A 22,930-nucleotide genomic window follows, 5' to 3' on the forward strand; every position below is an offset into this window, starting at 1 on the left:
CATAAGTTTCCAATAAAAACAGACCTCTATCGCCGTATGGCGTCGCAAAAATATAAAGGAAATATCTCTATGTCTACTAAAATGACAGGTTTGGTAAAATGGTTCGATGCAGGTAAAGGCTTTGGCTTTATCACCCCGGCAGACGGCAGCAAAGACGTGTTCGTACATTTCTCTGCTATCCAGAGCAACGATTTCAAAACGCTGGACGAAGGCCAACAGGTTGAGTTCACTATCGAAAATGGCATGAAGGGCCCTTCTGCCGGCAACGTGGTCGCGTTATAATTTTCGGCCGAGGTACGATTTCTTACGACAGCGATGAGGGTTTAAGCCGGAGCAGTTAAGAAATAATGTCCTCAGCCTGAATAAACTCCGGGTTCGCCCGGAGTCTTTACCAATACGTCATTAGCTCAGCAGGAAGAGCGGCAGCGAAATTATCCGTTGGCGGACTGGGGTTCGATTCCTCGATGACGTTCCAATAATTAACTATTATTGGCAACAGAAAAACAGATTGCCGCAGAATTAATAACGCCGCGTTTCAGTCTATTTTTCTGTTGTGAAAAAGTCGCGCTTAGGCTGCGTAATGTTGGAGTGTTGGATGGACGCTTACGCCATAACATGACAGCCGGGAAAGTCACCGGCACGCGATTCATAGCCCCGGCCTTGGCCGGGGTTTTTTATGCCCGCGATCTTAACGCTGCGAGTCCAGCCGTTCGTTGTTTTTCACCACGTCCTGCGCCTTGAGGTAGCTCTCGATCAGCAACTGATAGGCCGGGAAGATCTTGGTGTAGACCTCGGCCCACTGCTGAGCGTCGGCGCGATTCCAGCTGCCCTGCAGCTCCGAGGCCACGCCGGCGGTGTCGATCGGCACCACGCCGGCTTGTACCACGCGCGCCAGGGTGATTTCCTGCGCCATTTTCGAGTAGGTGCCGGAGGCGTCGATCACCGCGAACACTTTATAGCCTTCGGCCACCGCGCTGATGGAGGGGAAGGCCATGCAGACGCTGGTGATGGTGCCGGCGATGATCAGGGTCTTGCGGCCGGTGGCTTTGACCGCCGCCACGAAGTCCGGGTTGTCCCAGGCGTTGATTTCCCCTTTGCGGGCGACGTATTGCGCGTGCGGCGCATTCTGATGGATTTCCGGGATCAGCGGGCCGTTCGGGCCCTGCGGCACTGAAGCGGTGGTGATCACCGGCAGTTTGCTGAGGGTGGCGATGCTGGCCAGGGCGGCGGCGCGGGCGCGCAGTTCAGTCATCGGCATATCGGCGACGGTCTGGAACAGGCCGCTCTGGTGGTCGATCAGGAGCATGACCGCGTCATTGGCATCAATAACAGGACGCTGGCCGTTGAAGTTGGCAGGAGTGCTCATGGTTTTTTCCTTTTCTCGTCGTGAGGTCAGTGGGTATCTTCTTTGATTGATAAGGCTGAAACTCAGCACTTGCCCACAGTGTAGGGAGGGGAGAAAAATTCGGTAGACCGCAAAGGCGGGATGCATCGTTCCACAGATGGAACGACGGCGCCACAGGCGAGCGAACCCGCGCTGGGCTAAACTAAAGATGCATAAGAAACATGCGGCAAGGAGCGCCATCCTGTTTACGGAGTTGACGAGGAGGGCCGCCATCATGGCTTACCGGCATATCGTTGTCGCCACGGATCTCAGCGAAGACGCCGAGTTCCTGCTGGGCAAAGGCGCCAGACTGGCCGCCGCGCTCAAGGCCAAACTTTCCCTGATCTATATCGACATCCACCGCGCCGGTTATTACGTCGATCTGGGCGTGGGCGATTACAACTACACCGATCGCACCTTTTCGGAGCGGGTGAAGAATATGCTCAATGCGATCAAAGGGCAGTCGTCCTATCCGGTCGAAGAGGTGATCGTCAGTCGCGGCGCGTTGACGGAAGAGCTGAACCGGGTGGCGAAAGAGAAAGGGTTCGACCTGGTGATCTTCGGCCACCATCACGACGTCTGGAGCCGGCTGGTCTCTGCGGCGCGCCAGGCGATCAACGAACTGAACGTCGATCTGCTGGTTGTCCCCATCGAGAAAAAATAGTCGCGGCCGCCTGCGGGCGGCTGTCGTTTTTCATTCACATCGTTTATCTCTGTGCGGCCATAACCGCACACCTGCAATAGTCTCGCCCGCTGACAATCCGCCAGGCAAATAGTGACTCACCGTAATTTTATTTTATCCATCAATATGTTGGCCAAAATCCGATAAAGGTTAATCTAGCGCATTGAAATCACTGACATACCTCCTTTTGGTTAATAAACCGCACGTTTTGACTGGCTCTCAGGGGAGGGGCGCCTTATCCTCGGGGTAATGAGATTTGTATGACTTATATAAATACGTTCACATGGAGGAGGTCTCATGCGTTTTGACAATAAAGTCGTGGTTATCACCGGTGCGGGCAACGGCATGGGGGAAGCGGCGGCGCGGCGTTTCTCCGCCGAGGGTGCCATCGTGGTGCTGGCTGACTGGGCCAAAGAGGCGGTAGATAAGGTTGCCGCTTCGCTGCCGAAGGGCCGGGCGATGGCGGTACATATCGACGTGTCCGATCACGTCGCGGTTGAAAAAATGATGAACGAGGTGGCGGAAAAACTGGGCCGCATCGACGTCCTGCTGAACAACGCCGGCGTACACGTGGCGGGCAGCGTGCTGGAAACCAGCGTCGACGACTGGCGCCGCATCGCCGGGGTCGATATCGACGGCGTGGTGTTCTGCTCCAAATTCGCCTTGCCGCACCTGCTGAAGACCAAAGGTTGTATCGTCAATACCGCGTCGGTATCCGGCCTGGGCGGCGACTGGGGCGCGGCCTACTACTGCGCGGCGAAAGGCGCGGTGGTCAACCTGACGCGCGCCATGGCACTGGACCACGGCGGTGACGGCGTGCGTATCAACTCGGTCTGCCCGAGCCTGGTGAAAACCAACATGACCAACGGCTGGCCGCAGGAGATCCGCGACAAGTTCAATGAGCGCATCGCGCTGGGGCGTGCGGCGGAGCCGGAAGAAGTGGCGGCGGTGATGGCGTTCCTGGCCAGCGACGACGCCAGCTTTATCAATGGCGCCAACATCCCGGTCGATGGCGGGGCGACCGCCTCGGACGGCCAGCCGAAGATCGTTTAAGCGTTAACGCACAGGCCCGGTCAGGATGACCGGGCCTGCTGTTTTAGACGCCGATGCGGTCGCGCAGCGTGTAGTAGGCTGCGCCGATGGCGGTGAACGGGATCTGCAGATTGCGCCCGCCGAAGAACGGCAGGTGCGGCAGCTTGGCGAAGGCGTCGAAGCGTTCGGCGTCGCCGCGCATCAGCTCGGCGATCAGCTTGCCCGCCAGATGGGTGCAGGTCACGCCGTGGCCGCTGTAGCCCTGCATGTAGTACACGTTATTCTCCAACCGGCCGAACTGCGGCATGCGCGACAGCGTCAGCAGGAAGTTGCCGGTCCAGCGATAGTCGATACGCACCCCTTTCAGCTGCGGGAAGGTCTTCAGCAATTTTGGCCGTATCAGGTTGTCGATGTCGTCCGGATCGCGCGCGCCGTACACCACGCCGCCACCGTACAACAGGCGATGATCGGCGGTGATGCGGTAGTAATCCAGCAGGTAGTTACAGTCTTCCACGCAGTAGTTCTGCGGGATCAGCGCCTGCGCGATCTCCGGCGCCAGCGGCTCGGTGGTCACCACCTGAGTGCCGCACGGCATGCTGCGCTTGGCCAGCCGCGGCTCCAGCTTGTCGCCCAGATAGGCGTTGCCGGCGACGATGACGAAACGCGCCTTCACCTGGCCGTTGGCGGTGCTGATGAGCGCCGGTTCGCCGTGGCGGATGTTCGTCACCGCCGATTGTTCGAAGATGCGCCCGCCCTGCAGGCGAATCGCCTCGGCCTCGCCCAGCGCCAGGTTGAGCGGATGGATGTGGCCGCCGCTGTGATCGAGCAGCGCGCCGACGTAGCGATCGCTGGCAACTTCCTGGCGTACCCGATCCGCATCGAGCAGCTCGAGCTGGGTATTGCCGTAGCGTTCCCAGTTGCGCTTTTGCTCGATCAGCGCATGGAACTGCTTGTTGTTCAGCGCGGCGAAGATGCCGCCGGGGCGGTAGTCGCAGTCGATGGCGTAGCGGCTGATGCGGCTGCGGATGATCTCCGCGCCTTCAAACATCATGCTGCCGAGCAGGCGGGCGCTTTCCGCGCCGTAGCGCTCTTCAATCACATCAATGTCGCGGCTGTAAGAGTTGACCAACTGGCCGCCGTTGCGGCCGCTGGCGCCGAAACCGATGCGCGCCGCTTCCAGCACCACCACGTTATAGCCGGCTTCCACCAGAAACAGCGCGGAGGAGAGGCCGGTATAGCCGCCGCCGATCACGCAGACGTCGCATTCGATAGATTCATTCAGTTGCGGATAGGGCTGATGTGCGTTGGCCGTGGCCGCATAGTAGCTTTTTACGTGTTCAGTCATGAGATAAGCCCTTATTCCAGCGAGATCCAGGTGGTTTTCAATTCGGTGAACTTGTCCAGCGCGTGCAGCGATTTGTCGCGACCGTTGCCGCTCTGCTTGTAGCCGCCGAACGGCACGGTCATGTCGCCGTCGTTGTAGTTGTTGACGAACACCGTGCCGGCCTTCAGCTGGCGCGCCATGCGGTGCGCACGGGCCAGATCGCGGGTCCAGACCGCGGCGCCGAGGCCGTAGTCGCTGTCGTTGGCCAGCTGCAGCGCCTGTTGCTCGTCGTCGAAGGTGGTCACCGCCAGCACCGGGCCGAAGATTTCATCGCGCGCCACGCTCATGGCGTTGTTCACCTGGGTGAGGATGGTCGGCCCCAGGTAGCCTGCGTGGTCGCCCTGCGGATGGTCGCGCCCGTCAAGGAACAGCGCGGCGCCCTGGCTCAGCCCCCGATCGATATAGCCGGCCACTTTTTCGCAGTGGCCGCTGTCGATCAGCGTGCCCATCACCGTGGCGGGATCGAGCGGATCGCCGGGAACGAAGGCCGCCGCGTGTTTGCGCAGCGCCTGCAGGAATTCTTGCTCAATGCTCGCTTCGACCAGCAGGCGAGTGCCGGCGATGCACACCTGCCCCTGATTATAGAAGATGCCGGCGGCGGCGCTGCGGGCGGCCTGATCCAGATCCGGGCAGTCGGCGAAGACGATATTGGCGCTCTTGCCGCCGGCCTCCAGCCAGACGCGTTTCATGTTCGATTCGCCGGCGTAAATCATCAGCTGCTTCGCCACCAGCGTGGAGCCGGTGAAGGTGAGGGCGTCGACGTCGCGGTGCAGCGCCAGCGCCTTGCCGGCGTCGTGGCCATAGCCGGGCACCACGTTCAGCACGCCGTCCGGCAGCCCGGCCTGCTGCGCCAGTTTGCCGAGCAGGATGGCGCTCAGCGGCGATTTTTCGGAGGGTTTGAGCACCACGCTGTTGCCGGCGGCCAGCGCCGGACCGAGTTTCCAGCAGGCCAGCAGCAGCGGGAAGTTCCAGGGCACGATGGCGCCGACCACGCCGATCGGCTCGCGTTCAATCAGCGCCAGCGCATCGCGGCCGGTGGGGGCGATTTCGCCGTACACCTTATCGATCGCTTCGGCGTACCAGCGGATGCAGCGAATGGCGCCCGGCACGTCGTCGCGCAGGCTGTGGCGAATCGGTTTGCCGGTGTCCAGCGTTTCCAGCAGCGCCAGCTCTTCGTGATGCTGCTCCATCAGCTCGGCGAAGCGCAGCAGCGTGGCCTTGCGCTGCGCCGGGGCGGCTTGCGCCCAGTCGCCATGCTCAAAGGCGGCGTGCGCCGCGCTGACCGCCCGATCGATGTCGGCGGCTTCGCCCCGCGCGACCTGCGCCAGCTCACGGTGCCCGGCGGGATCTTCCACGGCGAAACTTTTCCCCGCGGCGGCCGGCTGGTAGCGGCCGTCGATAAACAGCTGGTGCTCAATCTTCAGGGCCTGCGCCCGTTGTTGCCAATACTGCAAATGGTGAAAGTTCATGCCTGGCTCCGTTGATCAGAATGTCGTCGGCGTATGGGCGCTGATAATCCGGCAAATGCGCGCCGACGTGTTGCTGAAACTGTGGGGGATGCCGGTATTGATGGCGTAGCTTTGCCCAGCCAACAGGTGATAGCTCTGGCCGTTGACCTGCAGCACCACTTCACCCTCCAGCAGCGTGCCGATCTCTTCCCCCTGGTGCTTGATGCGCTCGCCGGTGGTGGTGCCCGGTTCGTAGGTCTCGATCATCATCGCCAGCGTGCGGTTCGGGTCGCCGTTATGAATAAGCTTCATCGAAACGCCCTGGCTGCCGATTTCGATCAGATCGTCACTGCCGATCACGATCTGCGGCTCCGTCGGTTTTTCCGGCTCGGCGAAAAACGCCGACAGCGACAGACCGTATACCGTCAGCAGCTTTTGCAGCGTGCTGATGGCCGGGCTGACCTTGTCCTGCTCGATAGTGCTGATGGCGCTGTGGGTTAACCCAGACAGTTCGGCGACCCGGCGCTGCGACAACCCTAATTGTTGACGGATCTGCGACAGACGTTTTCCCGGTGCCAAGCTGACGTCGCTCATGGGCGTTTTTCCTTTTGATAGTTCCGACAGGCGGTGATGAAACCATCAAACAACAGGCGCGACAGGGCGTACTCGTCGCTGTTCCACTCCGGGTGCCACTGCACGCCGAGCGCGAAAGGCTGATCGCGCACGCTGATCGCCTCCACCAGCCCGTCGGCGGCGTGCGCCTCGATGCGAACGCTCGCGCCCAGGGTTTTGGCGCCCTGGCCGTGCAGCGAGTTCACCCAGAATCTGTTGCAATCCGGTATCAGTTGCGAAAGCAGCCCCCCTTCCTGAACGATGACTTCGTGGGCGGGGGCGTATTGCTGTTCCAGCGGCAGGTCGTGATCTTCACGGTGTTCCTGCAGCTCGGGCAGTTCGTACAGGCGGCGATGCAGGGTACCTTGGGTGGCGACCACCATCTCCTGCATGCCGCGGCAAATGGCGAAAAGGGGAATGCGCCTGTCGAACGCCTGGCGGATCAGCGCCAGGCTCAACGCGTCTCGGCCAGGATCGGCGTCAGGCTCATCGCCGTTTTCACCATAAAGGTGCGGCTGCACATTACTGGGGCTGCCCGGCAGCAAAATGCCGTCGAGGCGCGGCAGCAGTTCCGCCAGCATGTCCGGCTCCGCCAGCGCGTGCGGCAGGGCGATCGGCAAGCCGCCGGCGGTGATAACGGCATTCAGGTACTTTTCTTGCAAGGTCTGTGTGAGGTGCCCGTTTAACCTATACCTGCACATGACGACGCCGATGACTGGTCTGTTAAATATATTGTCCATGCTATCCCCTTGGTACGTTCGAAATTATGAACGATAAGCTTCTCCACCGCCGATTTCGTTCAATATTCTATAAATCTAGCAGTCGATTGGGCAATATTCAAACCAAAAGCAACACTTGCAAAACAAATTTGTTTCATCTACGTTTCATTTGTGGGCATTATATTGAACAATACGGTCAATAAACATCGACGACAGCAAAACACAAACGGCGGGTGAACCATGCAGACCAACATCGTAGAAGTGGAAAACTTTGTTCAGCACAGTGAAGAGAGACGAAGTAGCGCGTTCCAGCGCGAAGTGAAGAAGTACCTGGAACGTTATCCGTTAACCCAACATGTCGACGTACTGTTGACCGATCTGAACGGCAGCTTCCGCGGCAAACGCATCCCGGTCGGCGGCCTGAGCAAGCTGGAGAAGGGCTGTTACTTCCCGGCGTCGGTATTTGCGATGGATATTCTCGGCAACGTCGTCGAAGAGGCCGGGCTGGGGCAGGAGCTGGGCGAGCCGGATCACGTGTGCGTGCCGGTGCCGGGCACGCTGACGCCGTCGGCGGCGGATCCGCAATATATTGCGCAGGTGCTGCTCACCATGCTGGATGAAGATGGCACTCCCTTTGACGTTGAACCGCGCAATGTGCTGAACCGAGTGTGGCAGCGTTTGCGTCAGCGCGGGCTTTCCCCCGTGGTAGCGGTAGAGTTGGAGTTCTATCTCATCGATCGTCAACGCGACGCAGAGGGCTATCTGCAGCCGCCGTGCGCGCCGGGCACGCAAGAGCGCAACACCCAAAGCCAGGTGTATTCCGTCGATAACCTGAACCATTTCGCCGACGTGCTGAGCGAGATCGACGAACTGGCGCGTTTGCAGGGCATTCCGGCGGACGGCGCGGTGGCGGAGGCGTCGCCGGGGCAGTTTGAAGTCAACCTGCACCATACCGACGACGTGCTGCAGGCCTGCGATCACGCGCTGGCGCTGAAGCGGCTGGTGCGCATGGTGGCCGAGAACCACAACATGCAGGCCACCTTTATGGCCAAGCCGTATGAGGAGCACGCCGGCAGCGGCATGCACGTGCACATCAGCATGCTGAATGCGCAGGGCAACAACGTGTTCGCCGACGACGACGGCGAAGACTCGGCGCTGCTGAAACAGGCGCTGGCGGGCATGATCGCCCTGATGCCGTCTTCGATGGCGCTGCTGGCGCCGAACGTCAACGCCTACCGCCGCTTCCAGCCCGGCATGTACGTGCCGACCCAGGCCTCCTGGGGGCATAACAACCGCACCGTGGCGCTGCGCATTCCCTGCGGCGATCGCGACAACCACCGTGTGGAGTACCGCGTGGCGGGCGCCGACGCCAACCCTTATCTGGTGATGGCGACCATTCTGGCCGGCATCGTCTACGGCCTGGAAAGCGCGCTGCCGCTGCCTGAGCCGGTGACCGGCAACGGGCTGGAGCAGGATGGGCTGCCGTTCCCGATTCGCCAGAGCGACGCGCTGTACGAGTTCGAACATCAGCCGGTGCTCAATGCACTGCTGGGCGAACGTTTCAGCCATGTCTACCTGGCCTGCAAAACCGATGAGCTGGTGCAGTTCGAGCGCCTGATCACCGAAACCGAAATCGAGTGGATGCTGAAAAACGCCTGATCCCGCTCACCCTGCGACGACCGCGCGCGTCTGGCGCATTTCATCGGCTCTCCTGTGGCCGGTGAGGCTGCGCGCTGCGGTACAGAATTTCTTCTATCACGGCGTACAGGACGCCGACGAGGAAATAACCATGACTCAGTCATCCCCCTGCGCAGACGTTTGCCTGTGCCGTAGTGCCTACGGGCCGGTCGCCGGCCGCCCGACAGTGATCCCAACCCGTTTTTCCCGCCGCCTGAGCAGCAGTTTCCCCGCGGCCTCTCTGAATGACGTTGCACGGTTGACAGCAGAGGACCAAGAGGGGAAATGCCATGACGATTAAAGCCATCGACGGCGGCCCGGCGGGCAAACCGCAGCTGCGCAAATCCCTCAAGCTGTGGCAGGTGGTGATGATGGGCCTGGCCTATCTGACGCCGATGACGGTGTTCGATACCTTCGGCATCGTCTCCGGCCTCACCGACGGCCATGTGCCGACCTCCTATCTGCTGGCGCTGGCCGGCGTGCTGTTCACCGCCATCAGCTACGGCAAACTGGTGCGCCAGTTTCCTACCGCCGGCTCCGCCTACACCTATGCGCAGAAGGCGATCAACCCGCACGTCGGTTTTCTGGTGGGGTGGTCATCGTTGCTCGATTATCTGTTCCTGCCGATGATCAACACGCTGCTGGCGAAGATTTACCTGACCGCGCTGTTCCCGGAAGTGCCGCCCTGGGTGTGGGTGGTGGGCTTCGTTATCCTGATTACCGCCATCAACCTGAAAAGCGTCAATCTGGTGGCCAACTTCAATACCCTGTTCGTACTGGCGCAGGTGGCGATCATTCTGGTGTTTATCTACCTGGTGGTGCGCGGCCTGCACAACGGCGAGGGGATGGGCACGGTGTGGAGCCTGCGGCCGTTCCTCAGCGAGAATGCGCATCTGCTGCCGATCATTACCGGCGCCACTATCCTGTGCTTCTCGTTCCTCGGCTTCGATGCGGTCACCACGCTGTGTGAAGAGACGCCCGACGCCGCCAAGGTGATCCCGCGCGCCATCTTCCTGACCGCGCTGTACGGCGGGGTGATCTTTATCAGCGTGTCGTTCTTCATTCAGCTGTTTTTCCCGTCCATTCAACGCTTCCACCAGCCCGACGCCGCGCTGCCGGAGATCGCGCTGTACGTCGGCGGCAAGCTGTTCCAGTCGATCTTCCTGTGCGTGACCTTCATCAACACGCTGGCCTCCGGCCTGGCGTCGCACGCCAGCGTGTCGCGCCTGCTGTACGTGATGGGGCGCGATAACGTGTTCCCGGAGAAGTTCTTCGGCTACATCCACCCTAAATGGCGCACGCCGGCGCTCAATGTGCTGATGGTCGGGTTGGTGGCGCTGTCTGCGCTGTCGTTCGATCTGGTGACCGCCACGGCGCTGATCAACTTTGGCGCGCTGGTGGCCTTTACCTTCGTCAACCTGTCGGTCATCAGCCACTTCTTTATTCGCGAAGGGCGCAACAAAAGCTGGAAGGATCGCTTCAACTTCCTGTTCCTGCCGCTGGTGGGGGCGCTGACGGTGGGGGTGCTGTGGCTGAACCTGGAGAAGAGCTCGCTGACCATGGGGCTTATCTGGGCGACGCTGGGCTTCGGCTATTTGGCCTGGTTGACCCGGCGTTTTCGCCAGCCGCCGCCGCAGCTCGAGCGGCAGCCGCAGCAATAAAATCACAGGCGGGAATTTCCCGCCTTTCTTTTTGGCGCGTGCGGCAGTAGAGTGAAAAACCTGATAAAAAATAACCCATTGGATCCGCCTTATGCCCGCTTTGCCCTCGCGTACCCGCGCCACGCTGTTCGGTTTATTGGCCATTGTGCTGTGGAGCAGCGTCGTCGGCCTGATCCGCAGCGTCAGCGAAGGGCTGGGGCCGATCGGCGGCGCGGCGATGATCTACAGCGTCAGCGCGGTGTTTTTGCTGGTGGCGCTCGGCGTGCCGAAATGGCGCAGCTTTCCGCGGCCTTATCTCATCGTCGGCAGCTTGCTGTTCGTCAGCTACGAGATCTGCCTGTCGCTGTCGCTCGGCTACGCCAATACCCGCCTGCAGGCGATAGAAGTGGGCATGATCAACTACCTGTGGCCCTGTTTCACCGTGCTGATGGCGTTGGCGCTCAACGGGCAAAAGGCCAAATGGTGGCTGCTGCCGGGGCTGCTGTTGTCGCTGTTCGGCATCGGCTGGATCATGAGCGGCGAGGGTGGCTGGTCACCGGCGCAAATGCTGGCCAACGTGCGCAGCAATCCGCTCAGCTACGGGCTGGCGTTCAGCGGTGCGGTGATCTGGGCGCTGTACTGCAACCTGACCAAGAAGATCGCCCAGGGCAGCAACGGCGTGGTGCTGTTCATCGTGCTGACCGCGCTGGCGCTGTGGCTTAAATATGCCTTCAGCGCGGAAAGCGGCATGCAGTTCAGCCTCGGCGTGATCGTGACGCTGCTGTGCGCCGGGGTGGCGATGGGGGCGGGGTATGCCGCCTGGAACGTCGGCATTCTGCACGGCAACATGACGCTGCTGGCCACCGTCTCTTATTTTACCCCGGTGCTGTCGGCGGTGTTCGCCGCGCTGGTGTTGCACACCTCGCTAACCGCCAATTTCTGGCAGGGCGTGGCGATGGTGACGCTCGGCTCGCTGATCTGTTGGCGGGCAACCCGTGGAAATTAACGGAAATTATCCGCCGTCGGCGCAATGTTGAACTAGAATTTAACTAGCCATGTTGCCTGAAGGAACGACGACGATGAGAAGCGACATTCAATTTATTCAACAACCCGAAATCGACGCGCATCACTATGAACGCGGCGATACCGTGCGCCTGACCACGGCGAATCTGCGGCATGAATATCAGCTCGACGTTTATATTTTGCGCCGCGACGACAAGCTGATTTACGGTTCCGTCGTTGCGGCGGCGCCCAAGACCGACATTCCGGTCGCCAGCTGGGAGGTGAAAAACGGCGAGGAGGTGGCGTTCCGCCAGGAAAACATCGCCAAGGCGGTGCCGGCGGTGAACTGATTTCGCTTTGCGTATTTTCTGTTGATTTTGATGAAGGCCGGCGTTCATGCGTCGGCTTTTTCTTTTCCACGTCGCGATAATGGGCAGGTGACGCCCTGATGACAGTTGGTTCAAAAACTGCGCTAAAAATCGATGTGCATGACTAAAATCACAGCGAATGTGAATTTTCATGAAACATAATTTGACAAATGTGAACGCAATCGATTACCTATTCGCGAAATGCGTAACTGGATCACAGATTCTTACAGTCAGTGGTTTCTATAATGCGCGCGTCATCCGAGTTTCTGTGTGAAGACAACGCCAGGTGTCGGCAGACTCATTGTCATCTTTTCTAAACGGGCAGGAAATGGCCCTTTAAGCATGTGGTAATAAAATGAAAAAAATAGCTCTCGCAGCAGGTGTACTGCTCGCAGCGTCTTACAGTGCATCATCAATGGCTGATAGCAAAGACAGTCAATATGTCTCCGACTGGTGGCACCAGAGCGTCAACGTGGTGGGCAGCTACCACACCCGCTTCGGGCCGCAGCTGAATAACGACGTGTATCTCGAATACGAAGCCTTCGCCAAGAAAGACTGGTTCGATTTCTACGGTTACGTTGACGTGCCGAAGTTCTTCGGCGTGGGCAACACCCCGGACCGCGGCATCTGGGACAAAGGCTCCCCAATGTTTATGGAGATTGAACCGCGCTTCTCCATCGACAAGCTGACCGGCACCGATCTGAGCTTCGGGCCGTTCAAAGAGTGGTATTTCGCCAACAACTACATCTATGATCTGGGCCACAACGCCGACGGCCGTCAAAACACCTGGTACATGGGTCTGGGCACCGATATCGACACCGGCCTGCCGATGAGCCTGTCGATGAACATCTATGCCAAATACCAGTGGGAAAACTACCAGGCTGCCAACGAGAACAGCTGGGACGGTTACCGCTTCAAGGTGAAATACTTCGTGCCGCTGACCCAGGTGTGGGGCGGCAACTTGAGCTACATCGGCTTCACCAACTTCGACTTCGGTTCCGATCTGGGCAAGGACAGCCATTGGGTTGACGGCACCGGCAAACAGGTACGCACCGGCAACTCGATCGCCTCCAGCCATATTTTGGCGCTGAACTACGATCACTGGCACTATTCTTTCGTGGCGCGTTATTTCCATAACGGCGGCCAGTGGCAGGATGGCGCGGATATCGGCACCCCGCAGGGCCCGATCAAGTCTACCGGTTGGGGTTATTACCTCGTGGTCGGCTATAACTTCTGATTTTCCGTGTTATCAGAAACAGAAAACCCCGCCTGGCGGGGTTTTTTTTCGTCATCACTGGGCTTGTTCGACCGGGAGATGCTTCACCGGCATAAACAGCCTGCCTTTGATCACGTGACATTCATTATTTATCCAACTAATGATTTGTTCACGGCTGACGCCTTCCGACTGCGCGTAACGATGAAGATCGCCGTTAAAGTGTCGAGTGATGTATTCCATGAGGGTCATTTGCACGTCTTTTGCTCCTGAACGCCCACCCGTTGCCAGCCTGGCCACCGCGGGAGGTTGAGGTTTCTCAGACAGCGAATGTAAATTATCGGCAACTAAATCTCAACATAAAGCACCAGATTGGGGCGACGGCGGCGGGAAAAAGAATCCCGCACGGAGAGGCGGGAAGTGTTCGCTATTATCATTATGGATGATAAGAATAAGATTTGAGGTGCGACGAAAAAGAGCACGCTAACTCTTTTTTGTTACCTTCCCACGCTAGCGTAAGGCTTATTTTTCTTCAAGAAAAATCTGAGGTAAGTATCGGCATTTTCGAGGCGTTTTGCGTTAAAACAAGATTTTGGCGCGTCTGCCGTCTCGCGCGTCATCATCTCGGAGTTTTCCTTATACTTCGTCCGGGAAAGGCCCGCTATAGTCAAGAGAGTCACCCACGCAGGAATACACAACATGAACAAACGTCGTACGACCCTCACGGTGTTGGCGCTGATCGCGTCGCTGGGGTTGTCATCCGCTCCGGCTCTGGCCGATAAGGGCGGCAATGGTAACGGCAACGGTAATGGCCATGGCAACAGCGGCAATAACGGTAACCATGGCAATAACGGCAATCACGGTAACAAAGGCAATAAAGACCATTATGATAACGGCGTTTATCGTAACGACGACAATCTGATCACCGTCAACCTCTCGCGCGATCGCGCCCGTGCGCTGGCGCACAACTATGGCCTGACCGGCTACCGTTCGTTGCCGCCGGGCATCGCCAAGAATCTGGCGCGCGGTAAACCGCTGCCGCCGGGCATCGCCAAAAAAGTGGTGCCGCGCTCTATGCTGCGTGAGCTGCCGCAGTACCCGGGGTATGAGTGGCGTATCGCCGGCGACGATCTGGTGCTGGTCGCACTCAGCACCGCGATTGTGGCTTCCGTTATCAATGGCGTGTTCGACTAACGCCTGTCGAGCGTTATCGGGCCTCGCTGCGGCGGGGCCTTTTTATTTGCCAGCGCGGGGCGGACGTGGTGAACTTTAGCCCTGACGTTTTCACTGCATCATAAGGGAGGTGCCATGTTCAGGGCGTTATTGATCGCCTGTTGTTTGACCAGTTTTCCGGCGTTGGCGGACGGCGCCGCCGCTCTCGGGGAGCTGGTGAACCAACGGCTGTCGTTGATGAAGGACGTTGCCGGTTACAAGGCCCAGCAGCATTTGCCGATCGAAGACCTGGCGCAGGAGGCGAAGGTGTTGGCCAGCGCGCAGGCGGAGGCGGGGCGTTTGGGGCTTGAGCCCGCGTCGGTGCGGCCTTTTATCGCCGCGCAGATGGACGCCGCCAAGGCGATTCAGTATCGCTATCGCGCCGACTGGCTGGCGAGCCCGGAAACCGGTTGGCAGCCGCGCCCGTTGGCGCAGGTGCGCCCGCAGATTGCGCGGTTGAGCAGCCAGATATTGCAACGGCTGGCGGAGCGGCTGCGCGCCGGCCCGCTTGGCGAGGCGGATCGGGCGGCGTTTATGGCGTCCGTGGATCAGGTGAACCTCAGCGCCGCCGACAAACGGCGGCTGGCGGATGCGCTGCTGGCGGTCAAAACCGGCAGCGCAGGCTGAGCGTCAGTCGCGGCCGACGGTGCTGCGGCGGAAGGTCAGCATCCGGCTGCGGTTGGCGATGAGATCCACGTTGTAACCGCGGAAATAGAGGCAAAAGCGTTTTAACCACGGGCCGTCCTGGCACTCTACCAGCATGCGGCCCTGGCCGAGCGGGCTGAGCGTACCGCTCTGCGCCGCCGGGCCGACGCCGATATGCACCCGATCGCCACGAATTTCAAAGGCGGTGCGATAGTGCGGGTGATACCACAGCCCCTGCACATGCTTCAGGCAGTCGCCGTTGGCCGTGACCGGCAGAAAACGGCGCGCCACATGCCCGACTTCGCCCTCGACCGCTTCGCCGGTCCACTTCAATTTGATTGGCATATGGGCGGACAGCGACACCGCGTACCCGTCCTCGCCCTGATACAGCGGTTCACCGCTGCCCAGATAGGCCAGGTTGCCGTCTTTAACCTCCAGCCAGTGCGGCTCGGCCAGCGTGGCGTAGAGGCCGTCGGGGATCGCCGTGCTGCGCTGCGGCAAAGGTTCGCCCAGCAGCGCCGCCATCACCTGCAAAGCCATACCGAAACTGTCGCAGTCTTCGCGGTTGGCGACCAACGCGACGCCGACCTGGCGATCGGGCGCCAGCAGGAAATAGGTTTTGTAACCGGCGTGGGAACCGCCGTGGCCGAGCAAGCGGCGGCGGCCCAGCGGGGTTTGCGCCAGCCCCAGGCCATAGGCGCTGAGCTGGCCCTGATTGAGGCGGCGCGGGGCGCCGAGTTGCGCCAGCACGCCCTGGCCGGGGCCCTCGTCGGCCAGCAGCGTTTGCAGCCAGCGGGTGAGGGCGTGGAGGCTGCCGGTCAGGCTACCGGAGGCGGAAAGGTGCAGGCCGGCGCTGGCGTGTTGCCAGCCCTGCGGCGCCCGCCAGTAACCCGGCACCAACCCCGGCACCACGTCGAACCAGCTTTCCGGTGCTTGCATCTGCACCTGCAGCGGCCGGGCGATGTGCTGTTGCACCAGTTGGTCGAAATCATACCCTTTGCTGCGCAGCGCGGCCTCCAGCAGCCGATAGCCGGTATTGCTGTAGGCGATCTCGCTGCCGGCTTCGTAGTTCAACTTCTCCAGCCCTTCGACAAACTGCATGACCGGCTGCGCCTCGCTGACGGCGTGCAGCGAGATGCCGAGCAAGCCGAGCGTTTCGCGCACGTCGGGCAGGCCGCCGGTCATGTCCAGCGCCTGGCCGACGGTGACGTCCGCCAGCGCAGGCTGCAGGGTGGGCAGCAGTTCACCCAGGCGCTGATCGAGCCGAATGGCGCGGCCGGTGGCGTTCAGCGCCAGCGCGGCGAAGATATGTTTGGTCACGGAGGCGTAGCGCACCACGCTGTCGACGGTGAAGGGGGTATTCTGCGCCAGATCGGCCAGGCCGGCGCAGGCGGTGGCGCGGAGTTGTTCGGCGTCAAACAGGGTGATGGCGCCGCCGGGTTCGCCACGCCGTTGCCAGCCGGCCAGCAATTGTTCGGCGAGGGCGCCGGCAGCGCGCCAGTTTAACGGTGTTACAGACATAGGGCCTCCAGAGTGATGGTTCGAAACGGGCCAGCTCGGCCACACGCCGCCCGGCGCTGACGATGAGCGCGGGCTTTTCGGCTGATTGTGGCGCAGTGCGTTTTTCGTCGGCCGCTGTTTTGTGCGCTGTTTAGACCAGTCAGTGGGGAATCACGCGAAACTTTGATATAGCGCGCAGATTGCGGCTGACGTTGCGGCTAAAGGCAGGGGGAGAAACAGGCGCTCGGCGGCGCCTGCAGAGGGATCAGTTGAGTTTGGCGGCGCCGTCCAGCAGGCCTTCAATCATCTGCTTGAGCAGGCGCTGCAGCGAGGCGGCGCGCTGCGGTTCGAACGCGTAAGGGTACTGTTCGGACATGTAGTTCACCTGCGCCAGTTCGAGCTGGATCGCATGCTGTTGCTGCTGCGGCTGCCCGTAGGCGCGGGTGATGTAACCGCCCTTGAAGCGGCCGTTCAGCACGTGGGTGTACTGCTGTTGCTGCTCGCAGCAGGCGACCAGCCGATCGCTCAGCGCCTGGGCGCAGCTTTCGCCGCCGTTGGTGCCGAGGTTGAGATCCGGCAGCTGGCCGTCGAATAGCCGCGGGATCACCGAGGCGATGGAGTGTGCGTCGAACAGCAACGCATAGCCGTGCCGCGCTTTGAGGCGTGCCAGTTCGTCCTGCAGCTGCTGATGATAAGGTTGCCAAATCTGCTGCAGATAGCCGGCGCGTTCTGCGTCCGTCGGCGCTTTGCCCGGCAGGAAGCTTGGGCGGCCGTCGAACAGCACGTCGGGATACAGGCCGGTGGTGGCGGTGGTGTACAGCGGCTTGTCGTCCGCTGGGCGGTTCAGATCGATGACGAAGCGCGAATAGTTGCCGACCAGCACGCTGGCGCCCATCGCCCGGGCAAAGTCGTACAGCTGCGGAATGTGCCAGTCGGTATCGGGTAGCGGGCGGGCGTCGTCGGTCAGCCCGGCCTCGACCGCCGGCGTCAGTTGCGTGCCGGCGTGTGGGATGCTGATCAGCAGCGGCAGGCTGCCGCTCTGGAAGCTAAAAGGATCGCGAATGGTCATTGACGTACTTCTCCTCGGAAAATCACCGTACAGGGCAGCTGGCCGCCCAACCAATAAGCCAGTTCCGCCGGCCGCGACAGCGGCCAGTGAACGAAGTCCGCCACCTTGCCGGTTTCCAGCGTGCCGTGGCTGTGTTGCAGCCCCAGCGCTTTGGCGGCGTGGGTGGTAACGCCCGCCAGCGCTTCTTCCGGCGTCAGGCGGAACAGCGTGCAGGCCATGTTGATCATCAGGCGCAGCGACAGCGCCGGCGAGGTGCCGGGGTTGGCGTCGCTGGCGATCGCCATCGCCACGTGGTGCTTGCGGAACAGCTCTACCGGCGGGCACTGGGTTTCGCGCAGCAGGTAATAGGCGCCGGGCAGCAGCACCGCCACGGTGCCGGCATCGCCCATGGCGCGGGCATCTTGTTCGGTGGCGTATTCGAGATGGTCGGCGGAGAGCGCGTGATGGCGCGCCGCCAGCGTGCTGCCGCCGAGGGCGGAGAGCTGCTCGGCGTGCAGCTTGACCGGCAGCCCGGCGGCCTCGGCGGCGGCGAAGACCCGTTCCACCTGCGCCGGTGAGAACGCCAGATGTTCGCAGAAGGCGTCAACCGCATCCGCCAGCCCGGCGGCGGCCGCCTGCGGAATGATGGTATCGCAGACCAGATTGATGTAGTCGTCGGTGCGGTTGGTGTATTCCGGCGGCAGCGCATGGGCCGCCAGACAGGTGGTTTTCACCTCGACCGGCAGCAGCTCGCCCAACTTGCGCGCCACCCGCAGCATCTTCAGTTCGCTCTCCGGGCTGAGGCCGTAACCGGATTTGATCTCCACGCAGGTGACGCCTTCCGCCAGCAGCGGCCGCAGGCGGAACAGCGCCTGCTCCAGCAGCAGCGCCTCGTCGGCCTCGCGGGTGGCTTTCACGGTGGAAATGATGCCGCCGCCCTGCGCGGCGATGTCGGCGTAGCTCACGCCGTTCAGCCGCTGTTCGAACTCGCCGCTGCGGTTGCCGCCGAACACCAGGTGCGTGTGACAGTCAACAAAGCCGGGGGTAATGATGCCGCCGTCGAATTTCACCGTTTCGTCAGCGATCAGGCCGGGCGGCAGCGCCGCATGTTCGCCAATCCAGACGATCTTGCCGTCGCGTACGGCGATCGCGCCGTCGGTCAGGGTGTGATAGTTGCCGTCGCGCATGGTGACGATATCGGCGCCGTGCCACAGGCTGTCACAGTGAATCTCAGACGTCATTGCTTTCCTCCGCCGGAGCCGCAGCTCCCACATGGTTGTATATACAATTAAAAACAACCTAACGCATTCACCGGGATGTCACAAGAGGCGGGAGAGATTTTGTTATCAGGATGTGATCGACAGCGGAGATGCGGGCGCAGGGCGCGCCCGCCGGGAATCAGACTTCGCTGGTGAAGCGGCCGAACAGTTGATAACGGCTGCCGGGGTACAGCAGCCGGGCCGAGGTCACCACGGTTTTGCCGGACCAGGTGCGGCGATGAATCAGCAGGCCGGGTTCGTGGTCTTCCAGCTGCAGCAGCTCGCGCTCGCGCCGGGTAGGGATCACCGCTTCGACGATGTGTTCGCCGGCGGTCAGCGGCGCGGCCTGCGTCAGATAGGTGTAAGGCGTGACGCGGTCGAAATCCTGCTTCAGGTAATCCGGCGCCACCAGCGGGTTGACGCAGCGGTCTTCCACCTGCACCGGCACATCGTTTTCGTAATGCACGATCTGCGAGTAGAACAGCCGTTGGCCGGGCTGAATGCCCAATGCCGTCGCTTCTTCTTCGCTGGCCGCTCGGGCCTTCAGCTCGAGGATCTTGCTGCTGTGGCGATGGCCGCGCGCGGCGATCTCATCGGCGATGTTGTGCACTTCCAGCAGCGCGGTATGCGCTTTGGCTTCGGCGACGAAGGTGCCGACGCCCTGCATGCGAATCAAAAAACCTTCGCTGGTCAGCTCGCGCAGCGCGCGGTTGATGGTCATGCGGCTGACGCCCAGTTCCGCCACCAGTTCACTTTCGGAGGGCACGCGCTGGTGCGGTTGCCAATGCCCCGCACGGATTTGATTCACGATCGCCTGTTTGACCCGTTGGTAGATCGGGGCGGGGGCATCGCTCATTGCAGCCGCCAGTTGTAACACGGTCTGTTGTTCAGCCACGACGTTAACCTCGTCAAATAAAAAAATAATAACACCAGTTTACTGTTGATGTCGGCGTATGTATATGTATATACAACTAGTGGCCGTCGCGCCAGAAACTTGCCGGCGACAGCCAAAAATTCCTGAATGCGCGCCATCGCCGCGCCTCATTCGCCGTTACACCAACAGTGGAATACTGCCATGCCTGCTTATTTTGCCCCACGCGCTTTGCTCCCTGAGGGCTGGGCGCATAACGTCCGGCTGGACGTCGATGCGCAAGGTTATCTGACTCAAGTTACCGCCGACGCTGAACCGCAAGGCTGCATCCGGCTGCACGGCGATGCGGTGCCGGGCATGCCGAACCTGCACTCCCACGCTTTCCAGCGCGCGATGGCCGGGCTGGCGGAAGTGGCGGGCAACCCGCAGGACAGCTTCTGGACCTGGCGCGATCTGATGTACCGCCTGGTGCAGCGCCTGACGCCGGAGCAGGTGGAGGTGGTCGCCCGTCAACTGTATATCGAAATGCTCAAGGGCGGATACACCCAGGTGGCCGAATTCCACTACCTGCATCACGACGCCGACGGTAAGCCTTACGCCGATCGCGGTGAAATGACCGGCCGCCTCAGCGAGGCCGCGCATCAGGCCGGCATCGGCATGACGATGCTGCCGGTGCTGTACAGCTATGCCGGTTTCGGCGCGCAGCCGGCGCAGCCGGGGCAGAAACGTTTTATCCAGGATACCGAAAGCTATCTGCACCAGCAGCAGGTGATTGCCCGCCAGCTGGCGGATCGTCCGTTGCAGAATCAGGGGCTGTGCTTCCATTCGCTGCGTGCGGTGGAGCTGGGCCAGATGCAGCAGATTTTGGCCGCGTCGGATCGCACTTTGCCGGTGCATATTCATATCGCCGAGCAGCAAAAAGAGGTGAACGACTGCCTGGCGTGGAGCGGGCAGCGCCCGGTGGCCTGGCTGTATGACCATCTGCCGGTCGATCAGCGCTGGTGTCTGGTGCATGCCACCCATCTGGATCGCGATGAGCTGGAAGCGCTGGCGCGCAGCCGCGCGGTGGCCGGCCTGTGCCTGACCACCGAAGCCAACCTCGGCGACGGCATTTTCCCCGGCGACGCTTACCTGCAGCAGCAGGGGCGCTGGGGCATCGGTTCCGACAGCCACGTTTCGCTCAACGTGGTGGAAGAGCTGCGCTGGTTCGAATACGGCCAGCGGCTGCGCGATCAGCGCCGCAACCGTCTGACGACGCCGGAACAGTCGGCGGTGGGCGATGTGCTGTACCTGCAGGCGCTGCAGGGCGGCGCGCAGGCGTGCGGTGCGCCGATCGGCCGGTTGCAGAGCGGCTATCGCGCCGACTGGCTGGTGCTGGACGGCGACGACCCGTATCTGGCGGCGGCGCCGGACGCCTCGATCCTCAACCGCTGGCTGTTCGCCGGCGGCAAAGAGCAAATTCGCGACGTGTTCGTCGGCGGCCGGCAGGTGATCGAGCAGGGGCGGCACGCGCTGCAGCAGCAGAGCAGCGCCGAGTTCCTGCAGGTGTTGAAAACCTTTCAGCAGGAGGCGTAATGAGCCTGACCCGTTTTAGCTTCGCCGCGCTGCCGGTCAGCCCGTGGCGCAACGGCGGTGGGGAAACCCGTGAAATCGTCAGCTGGCCACCGGGCGCGCAGGATTTTGACTGGCGCGCCAGCATCGCTACCATCGCGCAGGACGGGCCGTTTTCCGCCTTTACGGGCATCGACCGCTCGATCACTTTGCTGGAAGGCGACGGCGTGCGGCTGTTCAGCGCCGGGCATATCGACCATCAATTGGCTCGCGTCGGGGAACCGTTCGCGTTCTCCGGCGACGTGGCGCTGGAAGCGACGCTGCTGGGCGGCGCCAGTCAGGATTTCAACATCATGACGCGCCGTAGCCGACAGGCGGCCGAGGTGCGGCGCAGCACGGCACCCGTCACCCTGCCATCCCACCAGGCGGGCGTGCTGTATGTGCTGAGCGGGGTCTGGTCGCTGCCGGGGGGCGGCGAACTGCGGGCGCGCGAGGGCGTCTGGTGGGCGGCGCAGGCGGCGGGCGGTGAAGTGGCGCCGCTGACGGCCGACGGCGCTCTCCTGTGGGCGAACATCACAGCCTGCTAACGCAGAGTAGAGTCCTGCGCCAGGTTATGGGATTATTCACTTTTTCCCATTAATCATCATAAAGAAGGGCGCATGGCTTCGCTGAAAGACGTCGCAAAACTTGCCGGAGTCTCGTTGATGACGGTGTCCCGCGCCATCAATGAACCCGGCAAGCTGCGGCCGGAAACCTACCGCCGCGTCAAACAGGCTATCGACCAGTTGGACTACGTGCCGGATCTGTCGGCGCGGCGTATTCGCGGTGACGGAAATCGCGTACAGACGCTCGGCGTGCTGGCGCTGGACACCGCCACGACGCCGTTCTCGGTGGAAATGATCCTGTCGATTGAGAAAACCGCGCGCGAGCGAGGCTGGAACAGCTTCGTCGTCAACCTGTTTGCCGACGACAACGCCGAACAGACCGTCGATCTGCTGCTGGCGCATCGTCCGGATGGGGTGATCTTCACCACGATGGGGCTGCGCGAGGTGACATTGCCGGCCAAACTGTTGGACAAAAAGCTGGTGCTGGCCAACTGCGTCAGCCCGGCGCATTCGATCGCCAGCTACATTCCTGATGATGAGCAAGGGCAGTATGACGCCACGCGCGCGCTGATCGCCAAAGGCTATCGCGCGCCACTGTGCATTCATTTACCGGCGGATACGCTGGCGGCGGGCCTGCGCCGCCGCGGTCTGGAACGCGCCTGGCGCGAAGCGGGGCGCGATGTTGAACAGCTGCGGCAGTATCATCTCGATCTGAGCGGCGGCGACCAAAGCTATCGCGACTGCGTCGCGCTGCTGGAGCGGCATTTCTCTGCAGGCAGGCGCGATTGCGATGTCGTGGTGTGCGGGAACGATCGGATAGCCTTTCTGGTGTATCAGGTATTGCTGGCACAAGGATGGCGGATACCGCAACAGGTAGCGGTGCTGGGTTACGACAATATGGTCGGCACCGGCGAGCTGTTCCTGCCGGCATTGACGACGGTGCAGCTGCCGCATTATGAGCTGGGTCGCCTTGCGGCGCTGCATGTGATTGAGCAGCGGGAGCAGCGTGAGACGGTGAAAGTGCCTTGCCCGCTGTTGGAGCGTGGTTCGCTGTAAGCGCACCGGGTGCGTCGCTGCG

The 22,930-nt window shown here is 61.4% G+C and carries 23 protein-coding genes and 1 pseudogene; 14 read left to right on the top strand and 10 right to left on the bottom strand.

Going from position 1 to position 22,930, the window contains the following annotated elements:
• The first annotated feature begins 69 nt into the window (after positions 1 to 69).
• Both cspE and QOL81_RS15560 read left to right on the top strand, forming a co-directional pair.
• Positions 70 to 282 (top strand): transcription antiterminator/RNA stability regulator CspE, encoded by a 213-nt coding sequence (gene cspE / locus QOL81_RS15555; protein WP_033638238.1) that lies wholly within the window; start codon positions 70 to 72, stop codon positions 280 to 282.
• Between the two features lie 114 nt (positions 283 to 396).
• Positions 397 to 475: pseudogene (locus tag QOL81_RS15560) on the top strand.
• Positions 476 to 688: 213 nt separating this feature from the next.
• On the opposite strand, the gene QOL81_RS15565 reads toward QOL81_RS15560, so the two are convergent.
• Complete coding sequence (locus tag QOL81_RS15565) at positions 689 to 1,366, bottom strand: isochorismatase family protein (protein WP_038877740.1); 678 nt, start codon at positions 1,364 to 1,366, stop codon at positions 689 to 691.
• A 253-nt stretch (positions 1,367 to 1,619) separates the two neighbouring features.
• Between QOL81_RS15565 and QOL81_RS15570 the strand changes: the two genes are divergently transcribed.
• Together QOL81_RS15570 and budC are read left to right on the top strand one after the other, a co-directional pair.
• Positions 1,620 to 2,048: a universal stress protein gene (locus QOL81_RS15570; RefSeq protein WP_060440104.1), complete on the top strand. Its 429-nt coding sequence runs from the start codon at positions 1,620 to 1,622 to the stop codon at positions 2,046 to 2,048.
• Positions 2,049 to 2,363: 315 nt separating this feature from the next.
• Entirely contained in the window at positions 2,364 to 3,119 is a 756-nt protein-coding gene (budC, locus tag QOL81_RS15575) for a meso-2,3-butanediol dehydrogenase (protein WP_025302549.1), read from the top strand.
• Positions 3,120 to 3,162: 43 nt separating this feature from the next.
• Here budC and QOL81_RS15580 read toward each other — a convergent pair whose 3' ends face one another.
• From QOL81_RS15580 to puuD, 4 genes are read right to left on the bottom strand one after another with little or no spacing between them, the layout of a single operon-like run.
• Positions 3,163 to 4,443 (bottom strand): NAD(P)/FAD-dependent oxidoreductase, encoded by a 1,281-nt coding sequence (locus QOL81_RS15580; protein WP_025302550.1) that lies wholly within the window; start codon positions 4,441 to 4,443, stop codon positions 3,163 to 3,165.
• Between the two features lie 11 nt (positions 4,444 to 4,454).
• Positions 4,455 to 5,951, bottom strand: a complete 1,497-nt coding sequence (gene puuC, locus QOL81_RS15585) for an aldehyde dehydrogenase PuuC (RefSeq protein WP_283439916.1) — start codon at positions 5,949 to 5,951, stop codon at positions 4,455 to 4,457.
• Between the two features lie 15 nt (positions 5,952 to 5,966).
• Positions 5,967 to 6,524, bottom strand: coding sequence for an HTH-type transcriptional regulator PuuR (puuR, locus tag QOL81_RS15590; protein WP_049288046.1), 558 nt, complete (start codon positions 6,522 to 6,524; stop codon positions 5,967 to 5,969).
• Positions 6,521 to 7,282 carry a gamma-glutamyl-gamma-aminobutyrate hydrolase gene (puuD, locus tag QOL81_RS15595; protein ID WP_060440103.1) on the bottom strand — a complete coding sequence of 254 codons (762 nt, stop codon included), beginning with the start codon at positions 7,280 to 7,282 and terminating at the stop codon, positions 6,521 to 6,523. The genes puuR and puuD overlap by 4 nt, the downstream gene beginning before the upstream one ends.
• 219 nt (positions 7,283 to 7,501) lie before the next feature.
• Here puuD and QOL81_RS15600 point away from each other — a divergent pair, with 219 nt between their 5' ends.
• The 5 genes from QOL81_RS15600 to QOL81_RS15620 all read left to right on the top strand — a co-directional run bounded on the left by QOL81_RS15600 (position 7,502) and on the right by QOL81_RS15620 (position 13,185).
• Positions 7,502 to 8,920: a glutamine synthetase family protein gene (locus QOL81_RS15600; protein WP_049296669.1), complete on the top strand. Its 1,419-nt coding sequence runs from the start codon at positions 7,502 to 7,504 to the stop codon at positions 8,918 to 8,920.
• Between the two features lie 308 nt (positions 8,921 to 9,228).
• Positions 9,229 to 10,599 carry an APC family permease gene (locus QOL81_RS15605; protein ID WP_025302554.1) on the top strand — a complete coding sequence of 457 codons (1,371 nt, stop codon included), beginning with the start codon at positions 9,229 to 9,231 and terminating at the stop codon, positions 10,597 to 10,599.
• Between the two features lie 91 nt (positions 10,600 to 10,690).
• Complete coding sequence (gene yddG, locus QOL81_RS15610; protein WP_060419307.1) at positions 10,691 to 11,584, top strand: aromatic amino acid DMT transporter YddG; 894 nt, start codon at positions 10,691 to 10,693, stop codon at positions 11,582 to 11,584.
• Between the two features lie 73 nt (positions 11,585 to 11,657).
• Complete coding sequence (locus tag QOL81_RS15615; protein ID WP_049272745.1) at positions 11,658 to 11,930, top strand: hypothetical protein; 273 nt, start codon at positions 11,658 to 11,660, stop codon at positions 11,928 to 11,930.
• A 373-nt stretch (positions 11,931 to 12,303) separates the two neighbouring features.
• Positions 12,304 to 13,185 (top strand): nucleoside-specific channel-forming protein Tsx, encoded by an 882-nt coding sequence (locus QOL81_RS15620; protein ID WP_070914894.1) that lies wholly within the window; start codon positions 12,304 to 12,306, stop codon positions 13,183 to 13,185.
• A 54-nt stretch (positions 13,186 to 13,239) separates the two neighbouring features.
• Here the strand turns inward: QOL81_RS15620 and QOL81_RS15625 are convergent, their stop codons facing one another.
• The gene (locus tag QOL81_RS15625) at positions 13,240 to 13,419 is read right to left on the bottom strand and encodes a hypothetical protein (RefSeq protein ID WP_025160261.1); all 180 of its coding nucleotides are present in this window, start codon (positions 13,417 to 13,419) and stop codon (positions 13,240 to 13,242) included.
• 441 nt (positions 13,420 to 13,860) lie between these two features.
• Here QOL81_RS15625 and QOL81_RS15630 point away from each other — a divergent pair, with 441 nt between their 5' ends.
• Positions 13,861 to 14,355: an anti-virulence regulator CigR family protein gene (locus QOL81_RS15630; RefSeq protein ID WP_283439917.1), complete on the top strand. Its 495-nt coding sequence runs from the start codon at positions 13,861 to 13,863 to the stop codon at positions 14,353 to 14,355.
• Between the two features lie 114 nt (positions 14,356 to 14,469).
• On the top strand, positions 14,470 to 15,000 hold the full coding sequence (locus QOL81_RS15635; RefSeq protein WP_060419302.1) for a chorismate mutase: 531 nt from the start codon (positions 14,470 to 14,472) through the stop codon (positions 14,998 to 15,000).
• 3 nt (positions 15,001 to 15,003) lie between these two features.
• Here the strand turns inward: QOL81_RS15635 and QOL81_RS15640 are convergent, their stop codons facing one another.
• The 4 genes from QOL81_RS15640 to hutC form a co-directional block, all read right to left on the bottom strand.
• A complete protein-coding gene (locus tag QOL81_RS15640; RefSeq protein WP_087763532.1) occupies positions 15,004 to 16,539 on the bottom strand; it encodes a serine hydrolase domain-containing protein in 1,536 nt (511 codons plus the stop codon).
• Positions 16,540 to 16,783: 244 nt separating this feature from the next.
• On the bottom strand, positions 16,784 to 17,587 hold the full coding sequence (hutG, locus tag QOL81_RS15645) for an N-formylglutamate deformylase (protein ID WP_060419298.1): 804 nt from the start codon (positions 17,585 to 17,587) through the stop codon (positions 16,784 to 16,786).
• A complete protein-coding gene (gene hutI, locus QOL81_RS15650; protein ID WP_283439918.1) occupies positions 17,584 to 18,807 on the bottom strand; it encodes an imidazolonepropionase in 1,224 nt (407 codons plus the stop codon). The genes hutG and hutI overlap by 4 nt, the downstream gene beginning before the upstream one ends.
• Positions 18,808 to 18,964: 157 nt before the next feature.
• A complete protein-coding gene (gene hutC, locus QOL81_RS15655; RefSeq protein ID WP_033646346.1) occupies positions 18,965 to 19,720 on the bottom strand; it encodes a histidine utilization transcriptional repressor HutC in 756 nt (251 codons plus the stop codon).
• A 180-nt stretch (positions 19,721 to 19,900) separates the two neighbouring features.
• Between hutC and QOL81_RS15660 the strand changes: the two genes are divergently transcribed.
• The 3 genes from QOL81_RS15660 to QOL81_RS15670 all read left to right on the top strand — a co-directional run bounded on the left by QOL81_RS15660 (position 19,901) and on the right by QOL81_RS15670 (position 22,908).
• Entirely contained in the window at positions 19,901 to 21,271 is a 1,371-nt protein-coding gene (locus tag QOL81_RS15660) for a formimidoylglutamate deiminase (RefSeq protein WP_049200374.1), read from the top strand.
• Positions 21,271 to 21,834: a HutD/Ves family protein gene (locus tag QOL81_RS15665; protein ID WP_283439919.1), complete on the top strand. Its 564-nt coding sequence runs from the start codon at positions 21,271 to 21,273 to the stop codon at positions 21,832 to 21,834. Before QOL81_RS15660 ends, QOL81_RS15665 begins: the two co-directional genes overlap by 1 nt.
• A gap of 72 nt (positions 21,835 to 21,906) precedes the next feature.
• Positions 21,907 to 22,908, top strand: coding sequence for a LacI family DNA-binding transcriptional regulator (locus QOL81_RS15670; RefSeq protein ID WP_049200376.1), 1,002 nt, complete (start codon positions 21,907 to 21,909; stop codon positions 22,906 to 22,908).
• Positions 22,909 to 22,930: the final 22 nt, after the last annotated feature.

The organism is Serratia sp. CC22-02, assembly GCF_900182895.1.
In the GTDB taxonomy this organism is placed as follows: domain Bacteria; phylum Pseudomonadota; class Gammaproteobacteria; order Enterobacterales; family Enterobacteriaceae; genus Serratia; species Serratia nevei.

What these genes read in the sequence shown, in the direction of transcription:
- QOL81_RS15670 (WP_049200376.1), top strand. Translation starts at nt 21,907, where the DNA reads ATGGCTTCGCTGAAAGACGTCGCAAAACTTGCCGGAGTCTCGTTGATG.
- QOL81_RS15665 (WP_283439919.1), top strand. Translation starts at nt 21,271, where the DNA reads ATGAGCCTGACCCGTTTTAGCTTCGCCGCGCTGCCGGTCAGCCCGTGG.
- QOL81_RS15630 (WP_283439917.1), top strand. Translation starts at nt 13,861, where the DNA reads ATGAACAAACGTCGTACGACCCTCACGGTGTTGGCGCTGATCGCGTCG.
- budC (WP_025302549.1), top strand. Translation starts at nt 2,364, where the DNA reads ATGCGTTTTGACAATAAAGTCGTGGTTATCACCGGTGCGGGCAACGGC.
- QOL81_RS15660 (WP_049200374.1), top strand. Translation starts at nt 19,901, where the DNA reads ATGCCTGCTTATTTTGCCCCACGCGCTTTGCTCCCTGAGGGCTGGGCG.
- QOL81_RS15570 (WP_060440104.1), top strand. Translation starts at nt 1,620, where the DNA reads ATGGCTTACCGGCATATCGTTGTCGCCACGGATCTCAGCGAAGACGCC.
- QOL81_RS15640 (WP_087763532.1), bottom strand. Translation starts at nt 16,539, where the DNA reads ATGTCTGTAACACCGTTAAACTGGCGCGCTGCCGGCGCCCTCGCCGAA.
- puuR (WP_049288046.1), bottom strand. Translation starts at nt 6,524, where the DNA reads ATGAGCGACGTCAGCTTGGCACCGGGAAAACGTCTGTCGCAGATCCGT.
- QOL81_RS15600 (WP_049296669.1), top strand. Translation starts at nt 7,502, where the DNA reads ATGCAGACCAACATCGTAGAAGTGGAAAACTTTGTTCAGCACAGTGAA.
- QOL81_RS15580 (WP_025302550.1), bottom strand. Translation starts at nt 4,443, where the DNA reads ATGACTGAACACGTAAAAAGCTACTATGCGGCCACGGCCAACGCACAT.
- cspE (WP_033638238.1), top strand. Translation starts at nt 70, where the DNA reads ATGTCTACTAAAATGACAGGTTTGGTAAAATGGTTCGATGCAGGTAAA.
- QOL81_RS15565 (WP_038877740.1), bottom strand. Translation starts at nt 1,366, where the DNA reads ATGAGCACTCCTGCCAACTTCAACGGCCAGCGTCCTGTTATTGATGCC.
- QOL81_RS15615 (WP_049272745.1), top strand. Translation starts at nt 11,658, where the DNA reads ATGAGAAGCGACATTCAATTTATTCAACAACCCGAAATCGACGCGCAT.
- yddG (WP_060419307.1), top strand. Translation starts at nt 10,691, where the DNA reads ATGCCCGCTTTGCCCTCGCGTACCCGCGCCACGCTGTTCGGTTTATTG.
- hutG (WP_060419298.1), bottom strand. Translation starts at nt 17,587, where the DNA reads ATGACCATTCGCGATCCTTTTAGCTTCCAGAGCGGCAGCCTGCCGCTG.
- puuD (WP_060440103.1), bottom strand. Translation starts at nt 7,282, where the DNA reads ATGGACAATATATTTAACAGACCAGTCATCGGCGTCGTCATGTGCAGG.
- puuC (WP_283439916.1), bottom strand. Translation starts at nt 5,951, where the DNA reads ATGAACTTTCACCATTTGCAGTATTGGCAACAACGGGCGCAGGCCCTG.
- hutI (WP_283439918.1), bottom strand. Translation starts at nt 18,807, where the DNA reads ATGACGTCTGAGATTCACTGTGACAGCCTGTGGCACGGCGCCGATATC.
- QOL81_RS15620 (WP_070914894.1), top strand. Translation starts at nt 12,304, where the DNA reads ATGAAAAAAATAGCTCTCGCAGCAGGTGTACTGCTCGCAGCGTCTTAC.
- QOL81_RS15635 (WP_060419302.1), top strand. Translation starts at nt 14,470, where the DNA reads ATGTTCAGGGCGTTATTGATCGCCTGTTGTTTGACCAGTTTTCCGGCG.
- QOL81_RS15605 (WP_025302554.1), top strand. Translation starts at nt 9,229, where the DNA reads ATGACGATTAAAGCCATCGACGGCGGCCCGGCGGGCAAACCGCAGCTG.